Origin of the sequence: Ruminococcus sp. CAG:379 (assembly GCF_000434255.1) — a bacterium.
GTDB classification, from domain to species: Bacteria; Bacillota; Clostridia; order Oscillospirales; family Ruminococcaceae; genus Ruminococcus_F; species Ruminococcus_F champanellensis.
The window spans coordinates 45,663-64,974 of record NZ_FR894912.1; the positions used below are offsets into that span (position 1 = coordinate 45,663).

Genomic DNA, 19,312 nt, shown 5'->3' on the forward strand with positions numbered 1-19,312 from the left:
AGCCGGGCTGCCGCAAGCATATGCAGTTTTATGTAATCAGTGACAACATTGACACCCGCATGGGAATGCGCCTTGCCGGGATCGACGGTGTGGTGGTACATGAGGAAGAAGAGGTGCGCAATGCCTTGCGCAATGCCCTTGCGAATCGGAGCATCGGGGTGATCCTGATGACGGAAAAGCTGGTGCGGCTGTGCGATTCCCTTGTGTACGACATCAAGCTCAACCGCAAGACCCCGCTGATCGTGGAGATCCCCGACCGGCACGGCACATCCCAGATCACACAGACCATCTCCCGGTATGTGTCCGACGCCATCGGCGTGACCATTTAGGGCGACTGAGTTCACCGAAAGGACGGGATACAAATGGAACAATTTCAACAGGAAAAGCTCGACCGCTTTGTCAATTCAGTAGACGGCGAGGTGGATGCACAGATTTCTGATATGATTCAGGAGGCGCAGCAGCAGGGCGACGAAATCAAGGCAACTGCAAAGGATGCAGCGCTGAAGGCTTCCTATGACCGGATCCAGAAGGCAGTCAAGGAAACAGAAGCCCAGTACAAGCGTATGATCGCACAGGCTGAGCAGGAGCATCACTGCTCCCTGCTTTCCCACCGGGAGGCTCTGGTTGAAAAGATCTTTGAGAACATCCGGCAGCGCCTGGTGCAGTTTCATCAGGGTGCGTCCTACCCGGCTTATCTGCAAAAGCAGATCCGGGATGTGAAGCTGGACGCAAACAGCGTCATTTACCTGGCTCCGGCTGACATGCAGTATGCGGATCTTCTGAAGGGTACCTCCGGCGCACAGGTCTGTGAGGATGACTCCATCCTGCTGGGCGGACTGAGCATCACCACCAAGGACAGCAAGTGCATCATTGACAAAACGCTTGACACCGCCTTCGATGAACAACGCAAGGCGTTCAGCACAACCTATCATTTAGGCGAATAACCGGGCAGGAGAAGCAATGGCGCTTTTTGTCACTGCTTCTCTATTCGGTTTCATGAGGTGATAAATTTGAATACGATATTTTCCGTAAACGGCCCTGTTGTAAAGGTCAAGGATACAAAGGACTTTTCCATGATGGAAATGGTCTATGTGGGCGAAAAGAAGCTGATCGGCGAGGTCATCGGCATTACCGAATCCTTCACCACCATCCAGGTATATGAGGTCACCACCGGTCTGAAGGTGGGGGAGCCTGTTTACACCACCGGCGCACCCATGTGCGCCACACTGGGTCCCGGCATCCTCTCCAACATCTTCGACGGCATTGAGCGTCCCCTCAAGCAGATCGCAGAAAAAACCGGCGCATTCATTGCGGAAGGCACCAACATTCCGGCGCTGGACGAAACCCGTACCTTTGACGTAACCATGACCGTCAAGGTGGGGGATCAGCTCAAGGGAGGCGATGTTTACGCCACCTGTCCGGAGACCCCTGTGGTGAAGCATCACTGCATGGTCTCTCCCCTGCTGTCCGGCGAAGTGGTATGGGTGGCAGACAACGGCAGCTACCATGTCAACGATGTGGTATGCAAGCTGAAGAATGCAAAGGGCAATCTGGAAGAACTGACCCTGTGCCAGAAATGGCCAATCCGGCAATCCAGACCCATTGCGGACAGAAAGCCGATTTCCCGGCCTCTGATCACCGGTCAGCGTGTCATCGACACCATTGTGCCCATTGCAAAGGGCGGCACCGCTGCCATTCCGGGCGGATTTGGTACCGGCAAGACCATGACCCAGCATCAGCTGGCAAAGTGGTGCGATGCGGACATCATCGTATACATCGGCTGTGGTGAGCGGGGCAACGAAATGACGCAGGTTCTGGATGAATTCTCCGAACTGATCGACCCCAAGACCAACCGTCCCCTGACGGACAGAACCGTGCTGATCGCCAACACCTCCAACATGCCGGTTGCCGCCCGTGAGGCTTCCATCTATACCGGCATCACGCTGGCGGAATACTACCGGGATATGGGCTATCACATCGCCATCATGGCGGATTCCACCTCCCGTTGGGCGGAGGCGCTCCGGGAAATTTCCGGTCGTCTGGAGGAAATGCCGGCGGAGGAAGGCTTCCCTGCATATCTCCCCTCCCGTCTGTCCGAGTTCTATGAGCGTGCAAGCTATGTAGAGACCCTGAACGGCAGAGAGGGCAGCGTCACCATCATCGGTGCTGTATCCCCTCAGGGTTCCGACTTCTCCGAGCCGGTAACACAGAACACCAAGCGGTTCGTCCGCTGCTTCTGGGCGCTGGACAAGGCGCTTGCCTACGCAAGACACTATCCTGCCATCAACTGGAACACCAGCTACAGCGAATATGTGCCGGATCTGGCGGATTTCTACACCCAGCAGGTGGATCCGGACTTCCTGACCTTCCGGCAGGAGATCTCCAATCTGCTGATCGAAGAAAACAAGCTGATGGATATCGTCAAGCTGATCGGCTCCGATGTGCTGCCGGACGATCAGAAACTGATCATTGAAATTGCCCGGGTCATCCGTGTAGGATTCCTACAGCAAAACGCATACCACAAGGATGATACCTATGTGCCTCTGAAAAAGCAGTTTCTGATGATGGGTCTGATCCTGCACCTGTATCACGGGGCACAGGCACAGGTTTCCCAAGGAGTTCCCCTGAGTGAAGTGGTGCAGACCGGTCTGTTTGAGAAGGTCATCAAGGTCAAGTACGACATTCCCAACGATCAGCCGGAGCTGTTTGCGGTTTACAAGAAAGACATTGACGCAGCGTTCGAGAAGCTGAGCGCCGCACGGGAGGAGGGACAAATCGCATGAGTCTGCAATATCTTGGATTGAATGAGATCAACGGACCGCTGGTTGTCCTGGATCAGGTCAGCGGCATCAGCTATGACGAGGTTGCGGAGCTGCATCTGGAGGACGGCACGGAGCGTCTGGGTCGTGTGGTAGAAATTTCCGGTGACAAGGCAGTGCTCCAGGTGTTCGAGGGCACAAAGGGGCTTTCTCTGAAGAATACCAAAACAAAATTTCTGGGGCGGCCTATGGAAATGCCCCTGTCTGAGGAAGTGTTGGGCAGAGTGTTCAACGGTGCAGGCAAGCCCATTGACGGACTGGGAGATATTTTCCCGGAGAAGTTTGCGGACATCAACGGCAAGCCGCTGAACCCGGTTGCCAGAACCTATCCGAGAAACTACATCCGCACGGGTATTTCCTCCATCGACTGCCTGATGACCCTGATTCGTGGACAGAAGCTGCCCATCTTTTCCGGTTCTGGCTTGTCCCACAACAAGCTGGCAGTGCAGATCGTGCGGCAAGCACAGATCGCAGAGGACAGCGGAGAGAAATTTGCCGTTGTATTCGCTGCCATGGGCGTCAAGAACGACGTGGCGGATTACTTCCGCAAGAGCTTTGAGGACAGCGGTGTGCTTCAGAATGTAGCCATGTTCCTGAACCTGTCCAACGACCCCATCATTGAGCGTATCCTGACGCCCCGCTGTGCACTGACCGTTGCGGAGTATCTGGCATACGAAAAGAATATGCACATTCTGGTTATTCTGACGGATATGACCTCCTATGCAGAGGCGCTCCGGGAGTTCTCCTCCTCAAAGGGCGAGATTCCTGGCAGAAAGGGCTATCCGGGCTACCTGTACTCCGACCTGGCTTCCCTGTATGAGCGGGCAGGCATTGTCAACGGGGCAAAGGGCAGCGTAACCCAGATCCCGATTCTGACCATGCCCAACGACGATATCACCCACCCGGTGCCGGATCTGACCGGATACATCACGGAGGGACAGATCGTACTGGATCGGAACCTGGATCAGACCGGTATTTATCCGCCGATCTCCGTACTGCCTTCCCTGTCCCGTCTGATGAAAGACGGCATCGGTGAGGGTTTCACCAGAAGCGACCATGCGGCAGTGTCCAACCAGCTGTTCGCTTCCTATGCAAAGGTGCAGGAGGCACGGTCTCTGGCTTCCGTTATCGGCGAGGAGGAGCTTTCTGACACGGACAAGAAGTACATGGAGTTCGGCGTATACTTTGAGAAGTACTTCATCAATCAGGGCTTTGACGAAAACAGAACCATCGAGGAAACACTGGATCTGGGTTGGGATCTGCTATCCGTCCTGCCTATGAGCGAGCTGGATCGTGTGGACGAAGCCCTGTTGAAGGAAAAGTACAATCCGGAAAATGCAAAGAGATTTACACGCTGACAAGGAGTGAGAGCGTATGGCTGAACAGGTTTTTCCCACAAAGGGCAATCTGATCAATGCGAAAAAAACACTGGGATTGTGCCGGCTAGGGTATGATCTGATGGATCGTAAGCGCAACATTCTCATTCGGGAAATGATGTCTTTGATCGAAAAGGCAAAATCCCTGCGTGGTGAGATCGAGGATACCTATAAAACCGCCTATGCTGCCCTGCAGGAAGCCAATATCACACTGGGGGTCATTGACCAGATCGCCGAAGCAGTGCCCATCGAAAACGGCATCAGCCTGGTATCCCACAGCGTTATGGGTGTGGAGCTGCCTCAGCTTACTCTGGAGGAGAGCCAGGACAAGAGCCTGGTGCCCTACGGATTTCTCAACACCAATTCCCAGTTGGATCACGCCTACGTTTCCTTCCGGAAGGTGGTACAGACCACCACCGTTCTGGCAGAGGTGGAAAACAGCATCTACCGGCTCGCCACAGCCATCAAAAAGACCCAGCGCCGTGCCAATGCCCTGCGGAACATTCTCATTCCCCGTTATGAGGGCATCGTGAAGTTTATTACGGACAACCTGGAGGAAAAGGACCGGGAGGAATTTGCCCGTATGAAGGTCATCAAGGTGCAGAAGCGCAAGAAGGCAGAAGCATAAACATTGCCCGCAGCACACACTGCGGGCATTTTTGCCGGAACACTGGGCTATGTAAGCAGCTCACGGAGCATCCCGTCCGCCTGTTCCAGCTTTACCAGCCGCATGAAATCATAGCTTTCACAAAGCTGTGTACAGTGCTCCAGAAGGGCTTGATCCGCATCCACATCCAATAGCAGGATCGTTCCCACCAGTGCCTCGTCCGTCCACCGGAGCTGGGAGATCAGCCGCCGGATCCGCACCTGCGCACGGGCGTCCCCCTTCCGCAAAGGGATGATGGTCACAAGCCCTGCCCCGCTGCACTCCCGATCCTTGCACAGCACATGGGTCAACTCGTTCACTGTCAGCAGTGTCAGCATCACGCAAAGCAAAAGCACACCGGTAATAAAAACGCCTTCCATTCTCGTTCCTCCCCTTCGGGTATTACCCGCTTTTTCTTAGAATATGCCCCGCCGGGAAAAGTGTGAAAAGGCGCACAGAAAAAAATACATTGTTCTCGACAAAAAGACACTTGTTCTCGGTATGCTGACACAATTCACAAATAATCGCAGTGTGGAATTGCCCTTTTCGTCAAAATCCTACTTGTTATTTTTCTGTCACTATGCTATAATATACAAAGGTTACTGGGAATGCGCCCAGAATTCAATCAGAAAACCGGAGGTCATCCAATGAAAGCGTTAACAGCATGTACAAAAGCGGAATTGGCTGCTTGCAAGCAGGAATACGAAGCAGAATATCAGGATTTCAAAGCACAGAACCTCAAGCTCGATATGTCCAGAGGCAAGCCGGCACCGGAACAGCTGGATCTGTCCATGCCTATGATGGATGTGCTGACTTCTAAGGATCTGCTCCAGACTGAAAACGGCTTTGACTGCCGCAACTACGGTCTGATCGATGGCATCCCGGAAGCTAAACGTATGTTCGCCGACATTCTGGGCGTCTCCGACAAGGAAATCATCATCTGCGGCAATTCCAGTCTGAACGTGATGTTCGACACGGTGGCTGCCGCTTATACACACGGCATTCTGGGGAATACCCCCTGGTGTCAGCAGAAGGACGTAAAGTTCCTCTGCCCGGTTCCCGGCTATGACCGGCATTTCTCCATCTGTGAATGGTTCGGCATTGAAATGATCAACGTGCCTCTGAAGGAGGACGGCCCGGATATGGATCTGGTGGAGAAGCTGGTTTCCGCCGACAGTTCTATCAAGGGCATCTGGTGCGTCCCCCAGTATGCAAACCCCACAGGCTGCTGCTACAGTGACCAGGTAGTACGCCGGTTTGCAAACCTCAAGCCAAAGGCGCCGGACTTCCGGATCTTCTGGGATAATGCCTACTGCATCCACCATCTGGTGGAAAATCCGCCGCAGGTGCTGAATCTGATGGATGCATGCAAGGAAGCAGGCAATCCCAATCTGCCCTACATCTTCGCATCCACCTCAAAGGTCAGCTTTCCCGGCTCCGGCATTTCTATGATCGCCGGCAGCGAGGAAAACATGAGCGATCTGAAAAAAACCATGTCCATCCGTACCATCGGTTATGACAAGATCAACCAGCTGCGGCATGTCCGGTTCTTCCATGATGCAGCAGGTCTGCGGGCGCATATGGAAAAGCACCGGCTCATCATCCGCCCCAAGTTCGAGGCAGTCATCAATAAGCTGAACGCTGACATCCGTCCGCTGGGAATCGCTGACTGGACGGAGCCAAAGGGGGGCTACTTCATCTCCTTCAATTCCATGCCCGGCTGTGCAAAGCGGATCGTACAGCTTTGCAAGGAGGCAGGGGTCACTCTGACCGGCGCCGGCGCAACCTACCCCTACGGCAAGGATCCGGAGGATCGGAACATCCGGATCGCTCCCACCTACCCCAGCGTTGCAGAACTGACAAAGGCAATGGAGCTGTTCTGCATCTGTGTCAAGCTGGCAAGCGTGGAAAAGCTGCTGGCAGAATAATTCAGCATACGAAAGGCACCTTTGCGTGGAGCAGGGGTGTCTTTGCTGTTTATTGGATGGTTTCCCGTTTGAAATCCTCCAGAAAGCGCTCCGCTGCTTTGGAAAAGACCTGGTACTTTTTCCAGACCAGATACATCTGCGCCGACTTCAAAGGATAAAAGGGGCGGAAACACAGATTGCTTTCCCCCGAACAGTTGATGAGCTTATCCAGCGTGATGGCATAGCCCATGCCCTCGTCCACCAGCAGAGAGCCATTAAAGATCAGATTGGAGGTCGCCGAGATCCGGATCCGTTCCTTCGGCAATCCCAGCCATTCAGACAAGCCCTCCAGATCCTCCCGCTGCCGGGACACGATCAAGGGACGATCCGCCAGCATGTCGGCGGTAATATAGGGCTGTGGAGCAAGGTCGCTGTCCCTGCGCATCAGCACCCCCCAAGTATCATACACCGGAAATTTGATGTGGGCAAAGCCGGAAATATCCGCCGGTTCAAACAAAACGCCAAAATCGATCAGCCCCTTGTTCAGCTTATCGATCACGTCAATGGAATCCCCACTGATATTGTGAAAGATGATGCCCGGATGCGCCTGACGGATCTTCTGGACGATCCGGGCAATGATCCGGACAGCGTCCGTTTCTCCGGCACCCACATACACATCGCCGGTGATCTCCTCATTGTCCCCTGCCAGCTCCGTTTCCGTTTTCTTTACCAGATCCAGGATCTCCTCCGCACGCTTTCGCAGCAGCATGCCATCCTCCGTCAGCTTGACGTTGTAATTCCCCCGTTTCAGCAGGGTTTTTCCCAGTTCTTCTTCCAACTGCCGCAGCTGCCCGGACAGGGTGGGCTGGGTAATGTGCAGCTTTTCCGCCGCTTTGGTGATGTTCTCCTCCCGGGCAACTGTGAGAAAATAGCGCAGTACTCTGATTTCCATTCCGCACCTCCCGAAACCAGTATACCACATTCAGAAATGCTTTTCAAGCATATCAGAGCATGCAAAACAAGTATTGGACAATTGCGGAACGGAAGCGTATAATAGGTGTCAGAAAAGCAAAACCTGACAGATGCAGAGAATGAAGGATGCATATGCAGAACATCACACAAACAGCCGGCAGAGACCAGCTGGGCACATTTGCGCCGAGCTTTGCCCATTATAACGACGATATCCTGTTCGGGGAAAACTGGAACGATCCCCACATGGATTTGAAAACCAGATGCATCATCACCTTCGTTGCCCTCATGGCATCCGGAATCACGGATTCCTCTTTGGTGTATCACTTACAGAACGCCAAAGCAAACGGCGTCACAAAGGAAGAAGCTGCCGCTATCATCACCCATACGGCATTTTATGTGGGCTGGCCGAAAGGCTGGGCAGTGCTGCGGCTTGCGAAGGAGGTATGGGTGGAGGAAGCTCCGGCAGAACAGGGCATGGCTGCCCACGCTGCCTCCATGCTGTTCCCCATCGGCGCACCCAACGACGGCTTTGCCCAATATTTCAGCGGCAAAAGCTATCTGGCACCGATCTCCACTGCGCAAGTGGGAATCTTCAACGTGACCTTTGAGCCTGGATGCAGAAACAACTGGCACATCCATCGGGCAGACAAAGGCAGCGGTCAGATCCTGCTGTGTGTAGGAGGACGTGGCTATTGCCAGGAATGGGGCAAACCTGCGGTCATGATGCAGCCCGGCGACTGTATCAATATCCCGGCAGGCGTCAAGCATTGGCACGGTGCCGCACCGGACAGCTGGTTCTCCCACCTGGCAATCGAAGTGCCCGGCGAGAACTGCTCTAATCAGTGGCTGGAGCCGGTGGAGGACGTACAATACAACAGCATAGAGAACACGGAGGGATAACCATGAAAAAAGCACTGGTCGCATATTTCAGCACCAGCGGCGTTACCGCAAAACTGGCGGAGCAGCTGGCATCCGCCATTGGAGCGGATCTGCATCAGATCCAGCCGGAAACCCCTTATACAAAGGCGGATCTCAACTGGATGGATCAGCAAAGCCGCAGCAACGTGGAGTGTCACAACAAAGCATGCAGACCCGCCATTGCAAACAAGCTGGAGCATCCGGAGGCGTATGACACGATATTTGTCGGCTTCCCAATCTGGTGGTATGTGGCACCGAACATCATCAACACCTTCCTGGAGCAGTATGACTGGACGGGGAAAACCATCATTCCCTTCGCCACATCCGGCGGCAGCGGTATGGGCAAGACCAACCAGGAGCTGGCTCCATCCTGTCCCGGCGCATTGCTGATGGAGGGCAGGGTGCTTCCTCCGCACTCCAGTAAGCAGGCGCTGGAAGCATGGGCAAATGCCCTTTGAGAAACCGAATCCGTTCCACAGCATGTAAACCCGGAGGTTGCCGGATTTGCGTGCTGTTTTGTGTCCAAAATACATCAAGGTGTGTACATGCGTGTACATCCTGTGTACATCGGAAAAACCGGAAATGTACACACCCGCAACCCACGTAAAATAGGGCTTTGTGGCACTTTTCAACAGGGGTTGTGTACATTGTGTACATAGGGCAAGGGTATATTCGCAGATTGTATCTCTTGTAAACATATACGCACTTAATGGTTAAAATTTAATATTTATTTTTATAGAATTGCTTAGTAGATATAAAATCATTCTCATAGACAAAACAGAACGTATGTTCCTGGATCGATCTGAAACGGGGTTGGGTTTCCACCCCCCCTACCCCCATGTACACAATGTACACACCTTATGTTGAAAACCCGGAAAAATCCCGAAAAACTGGGGCTAGAGGGTGTGTACATTTTCAGAAAAGCCAATGTACACACCTGTACACACATGTACACAGCATGCAGCCCTTCCGAACGTCCTTTGCATAATCCGGCAGGATCCGCACATACTACTGCCAGAACATGCATACCGGAACGGAGGAGTCATGCCAAATGAAAGATAAGATATTCGGCGTATTACAGCGGGTGGGGCGCTCCTTTATGCTGCCCATTGCCCTGCTGCCCATTGCAGGCCTGCTGCTTGGAATCGGCAGTTCCTTTACCAATCCCACCACCATCGAAACCTATCACTTGCAGAACGTCATCACCGAAGGCGGCGTTCTGTATACGCTGCTGGATATTATGAGCAAAACCGGCAGTGCGGTGTTTGACAACCTGGCGCTGCTGTTTGCGATGGGGGTCGCCATCGGCATGGCGAAGAAGGAAAAAGAGGTTGCCGCATTGTCCGGCGCCATCGGCTTTCTGGTAATGAACACCGCCATCAGCGCTCTGATCCATGCAAAAGGGGGCGTGGAGGCGATGGCTGCCAATTCCACCGCCTCTGTGCTGGGCATCACCACCCTGCAAACCGGCGTATTCGGCGGCATTCTGGTAGGACTTGGAGTCGCCGCACTCCACAACCGGTTTTATAAAATCCGCCTTCCGCAGGTGCTGTCCTTTTTCGGAGGCACCCGGTTCGTGCCAATCATTTCCGCCGTTACCTACCTGGCAGTGGGCGTGCTCCTGTTCTTTGTGTGGCCGGTAGTACAGACGGGCATCGCAAAGCTTGGGAATCTGGTGCTCAGCTCCGGCTACGCAGGCACCTGGATCTACGGCACCATCGAACGGGCTCTGATCCCCTTTGGTCTGCACCATGTATTCTATATGCCCTTCTGGCAGACGGAGCTGGGCGGCTCCATGCGCATTGACGGGGTGACTGTCACCGGTGCCCAGAATATCTTTTTTGCGGAACTTGCCTCCAAATCCACACAGGTGTTCTCTGTATCCGCCACTCGGTTCATGGCAGGGAAATTCCCCTTTATGATCTTCGGACTGCCGGCGGCTGCATACGCCATGTACCGGACAGCCCGGCCGGAAAAGAAGAAGCTGGTTGGAAGTCTGCTACTGTCGGCGGCGCTGACCTCCATGCTCACGGGCATTACCGAGCCGTTGGAATTCACCTTTCTGTTCGTGGCACCGGCGATGTATGCGGTACACTGTGTGTTGGCTGGCTTGTCCTATATGCTGATGCACATTCTGAACGTGGGTGTGGGCATGACCTTCTCCGGCGGTATCATTGACCTGACCCTGTTCGGCATCCTGCAGGGCAACCAGAAGACCCACTGGCTGTGGATTCCGGCGGTGGGGCTGGTGTACGCTGTGGTATACTATTTCGTGTTCTATTGGATGATCACCAAGCTGGATCTCCGGACGCCGGGCAGAGAGCCGGATGATGCGGCGCCCAAGCTGTATACCCGGAATGATCTGAACCGGGAAAAAGCATCCCGGGCGGCAGGCGGCAAAAGCCAGGATACTATCAGCGCATTGATCCTCACCGGGCTGGGCGGTCTGGAGAATCTGTCGGATCTGGACTGCTGCGCCACCCGGCTTCGGGTCACCGTGCAGGATCCGGACAAGGTATCGGACAGCATGCTGAAAGCCAGCGGCGCATCCGGCGTACTCCGCAAGGGCAACGGGGTACAGGTGATCTACGGCCCACAGGTATCCGTCATCAAATCTGCTCTGGATGAGTTTCTGGAATCCCCCCAAGCGGCACATGCCGCAGAGCTTGCAAACCAGGACGCAAGCCCGGAGCCGAACACGCCAGAGCCATCCCAAGCCGGACAGAGCCAACTGCTGCATGCCCACATGAACGGCAAAGTAGTGCCTCTGGAGCAGGTGCCGGATGAAGCCTTTTCCGGGAAGGTGCTGGGGGACGGCTGTGCCATTGAACCGACGGACGGCAAGCTGTATGCCCCCTGCGATGGGGTCATCGATACGGTATTCGACACCTGCCACGCTGTGAATATGCGCTCGGATCAGGGTGCGGAGCTGCTGCTGCATGTGGGCATCGACACGGTGAAGCTGGGGGGCAAATACTTCACCGCCCATGTGCAGGATGGACAGCAGGTCAAAACCGGAGATCTGCTCTTGAGCTTCGATGCGGACAAGATCCGGCAGGCAGGCTACCAGCTGACCACGCCTCTGATCGTCTGCAACAGCGAGGACTACGACAAAATGGAGCCACTCGCCTATGACATCATCCGGGCAGGCGCAGCCTTTCTCCGGCTCTCATAAGAAAATACGGGCATTGCAGGCGGTTCTGCAATGCCCGTTGATTATTGTGCGGCAGTTTCCGTTCCGGAGGTCTGTTCCGGCTCCGTTGTGTCCGTAACCGCCGGCTCTGAAGCGGACTCCGTCCCATCCGGCGCATCCGTCTGCCGGAAGTTGGACAGCTCCATCACCAGCTTCTGATTGGGCATCTCGAACTTCAGAGGGATCCCCTTCTGATCCAGGGTCAGGGTATAGCTTCCCTGCTCCACAGAGCCTTCCACCACACAGGTGTCCCCTTCCTTTACGCAATCCAGCTCTGTCTTGCCGTCCAGCTCGCCCACCAGGTCAATGAAGATAGTGAGCATGGATTTTACCGGCATGGCAGACTGGGGCACGGAGAAGCTCAGCCCCTTGTAGGATGCTGTCACCTGTCCGTCCAGAAACGCAAGCTGGACTCCCGCCAGAGAATCCGGCTGGGAGAAGGTCACATCCCACGCCTGATCCCCATACCGAGAAAGAGATGCCTCCGCTTGGGTCTGATCCACCGTCACTTTGGCATCCACCACAAAGGGCTGACGCAGATCCACCTGAACCTTACCGCTTTCGCATCCGCCGATCCCACAGGCAGTGCTTGTCATACAAAGGGCGGTGATTCCGCATAAAAGCAACTTTTTCATCATACAACTCCGTTCCGCAGGGCGCAAAAAAGCGGCACCATGCTGTACCGCTTTCCGGCAGCGGCAGCCGAACTGAAAAACCGCTTTTGACTTCCTTTGCATTGGCTCAATCCGAATGCCGACGCTGCTCCAGCTTCAAAAACAAACCGGGCAGCTCCCCGATCAGATCCGTTGGCAGCATCGCCTGCTCGGACAGATGCTCTGCTGCACAGTCCCCTGCCTTGCCGTGCAGAAAGACTGCCATGCAGGCTGCATTGGTGGGGGGAATCCCCTGTGCCACAAGGGATGCCAGCATGCCTGCCAGCACATCTCCGCTGCCTCCCTTGCTCATGCCGGAATTGCCTGTGCTGTTGACAAAAGCACCCTCCGGCGTGGCTACAATGGTTCCGGCTCCCTTCAGCATCAACGTGACCCCATGCTCCCGTGCAAAGGATCCCGCCTGCTCCATGCGATCCGACTGCACCGCAGCCACTGTGCAGTGCAGCAGCCTTGCCATTTCTGCCGGGTGGGGAGTCAGGATCAGGGGTACTTTCACTTCCTTGATTATATCTATGCAGCCTGTCACACAATTTATACCGTCTGCGTCCAGAATTACCGGACAGGTGGCTTCTTGTAGGATCCGGGTCACCAGCGCTTTGGTTTCCTCCGTTTCCCCAAGACCGCAGCCGATGAGCACGGCAGTGGATTTCGCCATCTCCTCCAGCAGCATATCCCCGTTTGCAGACAACGCAAAGCCCTTCTCATCCGTCTGCATGGGCAGGTACATAGGCTCCGGGTACCGGGCACACATGGCAGCGATCACCGATCTGGGAGTTGCAAGCCGCATCAGCCCGACTCCGCATCGTAATGCCGCCGCCGCACTCATCACCGCCGCTCCGGGCATGCGCTCACTGCCGGTGATGCAAAGCAGCTTGCCAAACTGTCCCTTATGGGAATCCGGCTGGCGGGAGGGCAGAAAATTGGCGATCATCCGCTCCGTGATCCCTGCCATCGGATAATCGATCTGCTGATATGCAGACTCCGGAATGCCGATATCTGCCACCAGGATCTCCCCGCAGTAGGTTTTCAACGGATACTGCACCATGCCGAATTTGCATGCTCCGAAGGATACCGTCATCCGGCAGCGCATGGTTCCCGGCACCACTGCACCGGTCTCCGCATTGCCGCCGCTGGGAATATCCACCCCGATGCAAAAGCGGCTGGATGCAAGGGCGAACAGCTCCGCCTGCTCCGGGCGCAGGGTACCGTGAAAGCCGGTACCAAATACACCGTCCACCACGAAATCCGCTATGCCGATGGCTTCCTTGATCTGGGCAATGCTGCTGAGTACCGGAATGTCCCCCAACTGCTTGTACATGCTGTAAGCCAGAATGGTTTTGGGAATGCCGCACAGCAATCCCACTGACACCGGAACTCCCTGTGAAGAAAGCAGCCGGGCAGCTACAAAGCAGTCCCCCCCATTGTTGCCATTTCCGCACAGAAACAGGATCTTTCCGCCCTTTTTCTGCCGGATCTGCCGCAGGAGAAATATGGAAAGCTGCTGACCTGCATGCTCCATCAGCTGAGCATAGCTGACTCCATTCTGGTCAGACAACTCCTCGAGCCGCCTCATTTGCTGTGGTGTCACAAGTCTCATATCTCATCGCCTCCCCATGCGATTTAGAATCAGCGGAGCCCCCGCTTCAGACTCGGACGGATCGCTTCCAGAATCCGCTCGTTGGGAGAAAAAACCAGCCGCACCCGACCCATACCTTCATGCTGAAAATCTGCAGCATAATAATGTGCCTCGTCTCCGTCCCCCACCAAAAACGTGGTAATGTTGTTGTCAAACTTCGCTTCGGATTCCAACCCGAAGGCTTCAAACTCTGCGATTCTCACCGTCAGCATGTGCTTGCGCTTGCGCTTGGCAATGATCTTGTCCACGTCCAGCTCCCCGTTGGTAACGGAATATTCGTACTCCACATTCATGCCGGTAACGAGAAAATACCCGCCGTATGCCACTGCGCATACCACCAGCAGGATCAGGGGCATTACCATAACGGAAAGATAAGCCAACCCCAGACACAGGATCCCCGTTGCGGCAATCAGACCGAACTTTTTTGCCTGATCCGCAGGGGTCATCGGCTTCACGACCAGCTGTTCTACAAACGTATCCATTGAACGAACCCTCCAAACCTTAATACTATTATACTAGCACATTTTTTTGAAAACTTCAAGAAAAACGCTTGCATTTTCAGAAAAAAAAGTTTATAATAAAGGTAACATGCTGACTGAGAGAGTAGGCGCAGCATCCGCATGGTTCAGAGAGCATCCGTCACCGGCTGAAAACGGATTCCCTTGCAGCAGCGCTGAAGTTCACTCACGAGTGGCTGTGCCGAAGCCAATTGGTTGTAAGCACGGACGTAGGTCTGCGTTAAAGACGAGGGAGTGATGGCTCCCGGCACTGATAGGTGGTTCACAAGCGAGTCTTGTCCTTTCGGGCAGGACTCTTATTTTTTGGAGAGGTGATCGCATGAAACAGCAACTGGAAAACATTGAAGCAGCTGCCAAGCAGGCTTTGGCTGACTGCGGCTCCATCAAGGGACTGGATGATCTCCGGGTTCGCTTTTTGGGCAAGAAAGGGGAACTGACCGGCATCCTCAAGCAGATGGGCGGTCTGTCCGCTGAGGAACGTCCCGTGATCGGGCAGCTGGCAAACAAGGTCAGAGGCGACATTGAAGCAGCCATCGGGGACAAGCTGGCAAAGCTCAAGGCACAGGAACAGGAGATGAAAATCCGCAGCGAATCCATCGACATTACCCTGCCCGGCAAGCCCCAGTCCGTTGGCAAGCTGCACCCTCTGACCATTGTGGCAAACGAGGTTAAGGAAATCTTCCTGGGCATGGGCTTTTCTGTCGCAGACGGTCCGGAAGTGGAGTATGACTACTACAACTTTGAGGCGCTGAATCTGCCCCCGAACCATCCGGCACGGGATACACAGGACACCTTCTACATTACCGACAACATTCTGCTCCGCACCCAGACTTCCTCCGTGCAGGTGCATGTGATGGAAAACCAGAAGCCCCCCATCCGCATCATTTCTCCCGGCAGAGTATACCGGTCCGATGCGGTGGATGCAACCCACTCTCCCCTATTCCATCAGATCGAAGGACTGGTTGTGGACAAGGGCGTGACGATGGCTGACCTGAAGGGCACGCTGGAGCTGCTGATGAAGCGGCTGTACGGAGACGACTGCAAAATCCGTCTGCGGCCCCACCACTTCCCCTTTACTGAGCCCAGTGCAGAGGTGGATGTCATGTGCTTCAACTGTCACGGAGAAGGCTGCCGCATCTGCAAGGGTGAAGGCTATATTGAACTGCTGGGTGCCGGCATGGTTCATCCCAAGGTACTGGAAGGCTGCGGCATCGACAGCGAGATCTACTCCGGCTTTGCCTTTGGTCTGGGCCTGGAGCGGATCGTTATGCGCCGGTACAACATCAGCGACATGCGTCTGATGTACGAAAATGATCTGCGCTTCCTGGATCAGTTCTGATTCCAGCGATACTATAGATGAAAGGATGCATCCAAGATGAATTTGTCAATGAAATGGCTTTCTGATTATATCCAGGAGGAGATCCCGGTCAAGGAATTCTGCCACTGCATGACCATGAGCGGTTCTAAAGTGGAGGGCTTTGAAACCGAAGGCAGCAGTATCAGCAAGGTGGTAGTGGGCAAGATCCTGTCCATCGCTCCTCACGAGAACGCAGACGCTCTGTTTGTGTGCCAGGTAGAGATCGGCACAGAGGCACCGGTGCAGATCGTCACCAACGCCCGGAACGTAAAGCCCGGCGATCTGGTTCCCCTGGCGCTGGACGGTGCCACCCTGCCGGAGGGGAAGATCAAAAAGTACAAAATGCGGGGCGTGGAGAGCTTCGGCATGTTCTGCGGTCTGGAAACGCTGGGGCTCACCGTTCACGATTTCCCCTACGCAGATCCGGATGGGGTACTGGTGATCCAGGAGCCCTGCCAGGTGGGCGAGGATATCCACAGCGCACTGGGTCTGAACGATACCTCCGTTGAGTTTGAGATCACCTCCAACCGGCCGGACTGCCTGTCCGTCATCGGTCTTGCAAGAGAAGCAGCCGCTACCTTCCATGTGCCCCTGCACCTGCATGCACCGGCATTCCACGCCAACAGCGAATCCGTCAGCGAGCAGCTGTCCGTAGAGGTGCAGAATACCACCCTTTGCCCCCGCTACTGCGCCGGTATGGTCAAGAACGTGAAGATCGGCCCTTCCCCCCGCTGGATGCGGGAACGCCTGCGTGCAAGCGGCGTGCGGCCCATCAACAACCTGGTGGACATTACCAACTATGTAATGCTGGAATACGGACAGCCCATGCATGCCTTTGACCTGCGGTATGTGCAGGATGCGAGGATCACCGTCCGGAATGCAAAGGACGGGGAGCAGATCACCACACTGGACGGCACAGAGCGAAAGCTTTCTCCGGAAATGCTGGTAATCGCCGACTCTGAAAAGCCCATTGCTGTTGCCGGCGTCATGGGTGGCGAGTACAGCGGCATTATGGAGGATACCACCACAGTGGTCTTTGAATCCGCATACTTTGAGCCCACACAGGTTCGGCTCACCGCCAAGAAGCTGGGCATGCGGACGGATGCCTCCGCCCGGTATGAAAAGGGACTGGATCCCAACTCCACCATTACCGTGCTGAGCCGTGCCTTTGAGCTGGTAGAGCAGTTGGGTGCCGGTGAAGTGGTAGGCGGCATCATCGATGTGAACAACGTGGGCGAGCCCAAGCCTCCCGTACCCTTTGACGCAAACTGGATCAACGGTTTCCTGGGCACCAGCATCCCCGAAAGCGATATGATCCACTACCTGAACGAGCTGCACTTCAAGGTGGAAGATGGCATGGTCTACGCTCCCAGCTTCCGGATTGATATTGAATGCAAGGCGGATGTGGCAGAGGAGATCGCCCGGATCTATGGCTACAACAACATTCCCAGCACGGAGCTGCAGGGTCTGGCGGATGCCAGACTGACCCCTGCCCAGATCTTCAACCGACAGATTGAGCAAAGCATGGTGGCACTGGGCTGCTACGAAATCGCAGCATTCTCCTTCGTTTCTCCAAAGTACTTTGACAAGATCGCACTGCCGGCGGACAGCAAGCTGCGCAAGNNCACTGCCGGCAGACAGCAAGCTGCGCAAGCCTCTGGTGATTACCAATCCTCTGGGTGAGGATACCAGTGTGATGCGTACCACTGCTCTGCCCTCCATGCTGGAGATTCTGGCACGGAACTACAACAACCGGAACGAAAGCGCCCGGCTGTTTGAGATCGGCAAGGAGTATCTGCCCACCACACCGGATCAGCTGCCTCTGGAGCCTGCACGGCTCACCATCGGCATGTACGGCGGCAATGTGGATTTCTATGATCTCAAGGGCGTCATCGAAGCATTGATGGTGCAGCTGAAGATCTCCGATTGCCGGTATGAACGCTGCGGCGAGGACTGTCCCTTTGACGAAAAAAGCGCATTCCATCCCGGCAGAAGCGCCGTGCTATATGCGGGGGATACGCCGCTGGGCATCTTCGGCGAGCTGCACCCCAACGTACAGAACAACTACGGCATTGGCGTTAAGACCTATGCGGCAAAGCTGAATATCCCGGAGATGTTGGAGCATGCGGCAACGGAAGTCAGCTACCAGCCCCTGCCCAAGTATCCGGCAACCACCCGTGACCTGAGCCTGGTATGCGACGATGGGATCCCGGTTGCACAGCTGGAACAGGCGATCCGGAAGGCTGTGGGCAATATTCTGGAAAAGGTGACCCTGTTTGATGTGTACAAGGGTCAGCAGATCGCACAGGGCAAAAAGAGCGTTTCCTACTCCATCAGCATGCGCTCTCATGACGGCACCCTCACCGACGAACAGGCGGACGGTGCTATGAAGCGTGTGCTCAAGGCACTCAAGGCAATGGGCGCAGAGCTGAGAATGTAACAGCCCCCTGCGTTTCAATCATACCCCGTTTCAGGCAGTCGCTTTATGCGGCTGCCTTTTTTCGGGCAAAAAAGAAGCTGCCACTGAGGCAGCTTTTCAAGTAAATGAACTTTATGGGGAGAGAAGGCTTATTTGATCTGATGTCCGCACTGGTGGCAGAAGCAATCCTTTACGCCGACCTTTGCGCCGCAGCCTTCGCAGCGTGTGCCAAGCTGACTGCCGCAGAAGGAGCAATACAAATAATCCGCAGCCTGTGCTGCTCCGCAGGAGGAACAAATTGCCCCGCTGTGCTTATAGATCTTATAGACGATCAGTCCAATGATATTGGTAAACAGTCCGATGAGACCCCAATACAGTGGGGACAGCCTGCACTTTGCAGCATCCCGGTACAGCCACAGGGCAACCAGCACCCAGTACACGCAGAAAAACAGCATCGCCAGCGCCCCCGTCACCTTCAGGGCAATCATACCTCCGGGTACATTTGTGGGAACGGTGATCACATAAACAGTGCTGTTGCTGCCGTGCGTCCGGATCCGGCTCAGCATGTAGATTGTCTTGGATGACAGCTCCCGTTCAAATACAGTGTCATCATCATAATCGGAACGGATCTTGCCGAAATCCCGGTTGATGATGGAATTGAGCATAAATTCCTCGCTTTTGACATACTGGAACACAGCATCCGGGTATGCGGCAGAGACAAGGTACTTCTTTTCGTTCCCCACTTTGGTAAGCTCCAGAGGACCGGCTGCAAAGGCAGAATTTTTTGCGGAATATGTCACCTGCTGATCTCCGTCAAGGATCAGCACATCCACCACATTCCCAGAAGCGGCAGCAGTTTTGTCGGCTGCTGCTTTCA

At 54.9% G+C, this 19,312-nt stretch carries 18 protein-coding genes; 12 read left to right on the forward strand and 6 right to left on the reverse strand.

The genetic code is table 11. The features are described 5' to 3' along the window. The first annotated feature begins 20 nt into the window (after window positions 1-20). From QVO51_RS08455 to QVO51_RS08475, 5 genes are read left to right on the forward strand one after another with little or no spacing between them, the layout of a single operon-like run. On the forward strand, window positions 21-329 hold the full coding sequence (locus tag QVO51_RS08455; RefSeq protein ID WP_022358044.1) for a V-type ATP synthase subunit F: 309 nt from the start codon (window positions 21-23) through the stop codon (window positions 327-329). A gap of 33 nt (window positions 330-362) precedes the next feature. Beyond that, the gene (locus QVO51_RS08460; RefSeq protein WP_022358045.1) at window positions 363-944 is read left to right on the forward strand and encodes a V-type ATP synthase subunit E; all 582 of its coding nucleotides are present in this window, start codon (window positions 363-365) and stop codon (window positions 942-944) included. A 60-nt stretch (window positions 945-1,004) separates the two neighbouring features. Continuing rightward, complete coding sequence (locus tag QVO51_RS08465) at window positions 1,005-2,783, forward strand: V-type ATP synthase subunit A (RefSeq protein ID WP_369677909.1); 1,779 nt, start codon at window positions 1,005-1,007, stop codon at window positions 2,781-2,783. Then, window positions 2,780-4,177, forward strand: a complete 1,398-nt coding sequence (locus QVO51_RS08470) for a V-type ATP synthase subunit B (RefSeq protein ID WP_015559066.1) — start codon at window positions 2,780-2,782, stop codon at window positions 4,175-4,177. Before QVO51_RS08465 ends, QVO51_RS08470 begins: the two co-directional genes overlap by 4 nt. Window positions 4,178-4,193: 16 nt before the next feature. Then, window positions 4,194-4,823: a V-type ATP synthase subunit D gene (locus tag QVO51_RS08475; protein WP_015559067.1), complete on the forward strand. Its 630-nt coding sequence runs from the start codon at window positions 4,194-4,196 to the stop codon at window positions 4,821-4,823. Window positions 4,824-4,870: 47 nt separating this feature from the next. Here the strand turns inward: QVO51_RS08475 and QVO51_RS08480 are convergent, their stop codons facing one another. Further along, window positions 4,871-5,221: a hypothetical protein gene (locus tag QVO51_RS08480; RefSeq protein WP_015559068.1), complete on the reverse strand. Its 351-nt coding sequence runs from the start codon at window positions 5,219-5,221 to the stop codon at window positions 4,871-4,873. A gap of 267 nt (window positions 5,222-5,488) precedes the next feature. On the opposite strand from QVO51_RS08480, the gene QVO51_RS08485 reads away from it, so the two are divergent. Next, on the forward strand, window positions 5,489-6,769 hold the full coding sequence (locus QVO51_RS08485; RefSeq protein ID WP_015559069.1) for an aminotransferase class I/II-fold pyridoxal phosphate-dependent enzyme: 1,281 nt from the start codon (window positions 5,489-5,491) through the stop codon (window positions 6,767-6,769). Between the two features lie 49 nt (window positions 6,770-6,818). On the opposite strand, the gene QVO51_RS08490 is transcribed toward QVO51_RS08485, so the two are convergent. Next, complete coding sequence (locus QVO51_RS08490) at window positions 6,819-7,700, reverse strand: LysR family transcriptional regulator (protein ID WP_022358047.1); 882 nt, start codon at window positions 7,698-7,700, stop codon at window positions 6,819-6,821. Window positions 7,701-7,852: 152 nt separating this feature from the next. On the opposite strand from QVO51_RS08490, the gene QVO51_RS08495 reads away from it, so the two are divergent. The 3 genes from QVO51_RS08495 to QVO51_RS08505 all read left to right on the forward strand — a co-directional run bounded on the left by QVO51_RS08495 (window position 7,853) and on the right by QVO51_RS08505 (window position 11,813). Continuing rightward, window positions 7,853-8,620 (forward strand): carboxymuconolactone decarboxylase family protein, encoded by a 768-nt coding sequence (locus QVO51_RS08495; RefSeq protein WP_022358048.1) that lies wholly within the window; start codon window positions 7,853-7,855, stop codon window positions 8,618-8,620. Between the two features lie 2 nt (window positions 8,621-8,622). Further along, window positions 8,623-9,096, forward strand: a complete 474-nt coding sequence (locus QVO51_RS08500; protein ID WP_022358049.1) for a flavodoxin — start codon at window positions 8,623-8,625, stop codon at window positions 9,094-9,096. Window positions 9,097-9,689: 593 nt separating this feature from the next. Continuing rightward, window positions 9,690-11,813 carry a PTS transporter subunit IIABC gene (locus QVO51_RS08505; RefSeq protein WP_022358050.1) on the forward strand — a complete coding sequence of 708 codons (2,124 nt, stop codon included), beginning with the start codon at window positions 9,690-9,692 and terminating at the stop codon, window positions 11,811-11,813. A 41-nt stretch (window positions 11,814-11,854) separates the two neighbouring features. Here the strand turns inward: QVO51_RS08505 and QVO51_RS08510 are convergent, their stop codons facing one another. The 3 genes from QVO51_RS08510 to QVO51_RS08520 form a co-directional block, all read right to left on the reverse strand. Continuing rightward, the gene (locus QVO51_RS08510; RefSeq protein WP_276747283.1) at window positions 11,855-12,469 is read right to left on the reverse strand and encodes a hypothetical protein; all 615 of its coding nucleotides are present in this window, start codon (window positions 12,467-12,469) and stop codon (window positions 11,855-11,857) included. A 103-nt stretch (window positions 12,470-12,572) separates the two neighbouring features. Further along, the gene (locus tag QVO51_RS08515) at window positions 12,573-14,102 is read right to left on the reverse strand and encodes a bifunctional ADP-dependent NAD(P)H-hydrate dehydratase/NAD(P)H-hydrate epimerase (protein ID WP_022358052.1); all 1,530 of its coding nucleotides are present in this window, start codon (window positions 14,100-14,102) and stop codon (window positions 12,573-12,575) included. Between the two features lie 29 nt (window positions 14,103-14,131). Further along, a complete protein-coding gene (locus tag QVO51_RS08520) occupies window positions 14,132-14,623 on the reverse strand; it encodes a hypothetical protein (RefSeq protein WP_022358053.1) in 492 nt (163 codons plus the stop codon). Window positions 14,624-14,978: 355 nt separating this feature from the next. Here QVO51_RS08520 and pheS point away from each other — a divergent pair, with 355 nt between their 5' ends. The 3 genes from pheS to QVO51_RS10925 all read left to right on the forward strand — a co-directional run bounded on the left by pheS (window position 14,979) and on the right by QVO51_RS10925 (window position 18,456). Continuing rightward, window positions 14,979-15,998, forward strand: a complete 1,020-nt coding sequence (gene pheS, locus QVO51_RS08525) for a phenylalanine--tRNA ligase subunit alpha (protein WP_015559078.1) — start codon at window positions 14,979-14,981, stop codon at window positions 15,996-15,998. Window positions 15,999-16,046: 48 nt separating this feature from the next. Beyond that, complete coding sequence (pheT, locus tag QVO51_RS08530) at window positions 16,047-17,699, forward strand: phenylalanine--tRNA ligase subunit beta (protein ID WP_441295917.1); 1,653 nt, start codon at window positions 16,047-16,049, stop codon at window positions 17,697-17,699. After that, window positions 17,677-18,456, forward strand: a complete 780-nt coding sequence (locus tag QVO51_RS10925) for a hypothetical protein (protein ID WP_369677907.1) — start codon at window positions 17,677-17,679, stop codon at window positions 18,454-18,456. The genes pheT and QVO51_RS10925 overlap by 23 nt, the downstream gene beginning before the upstream one ends. Before the next feature lie 128 nt (window positions 18,457-18,584). On the opposite strand, the gene QVO51_RS08535 is transcribed toward QVO51_RS10925, so the two are convergent. Beyond that, window positions 18,585-19,235 carry a zinc ribbon domain-containing protein gene (locus QVO51_RS08535; protein WP_288168036.1) on the reverse strand — a complete coding sequence of 217 codons (651 nt, stop codon included), beginning with the start codon at window positions 19,233-19,235 and terminating at the stop codon, window positions 18,585-18,587. Window positions 19,236-19,312: the final 77 nt, after the last annotated feature.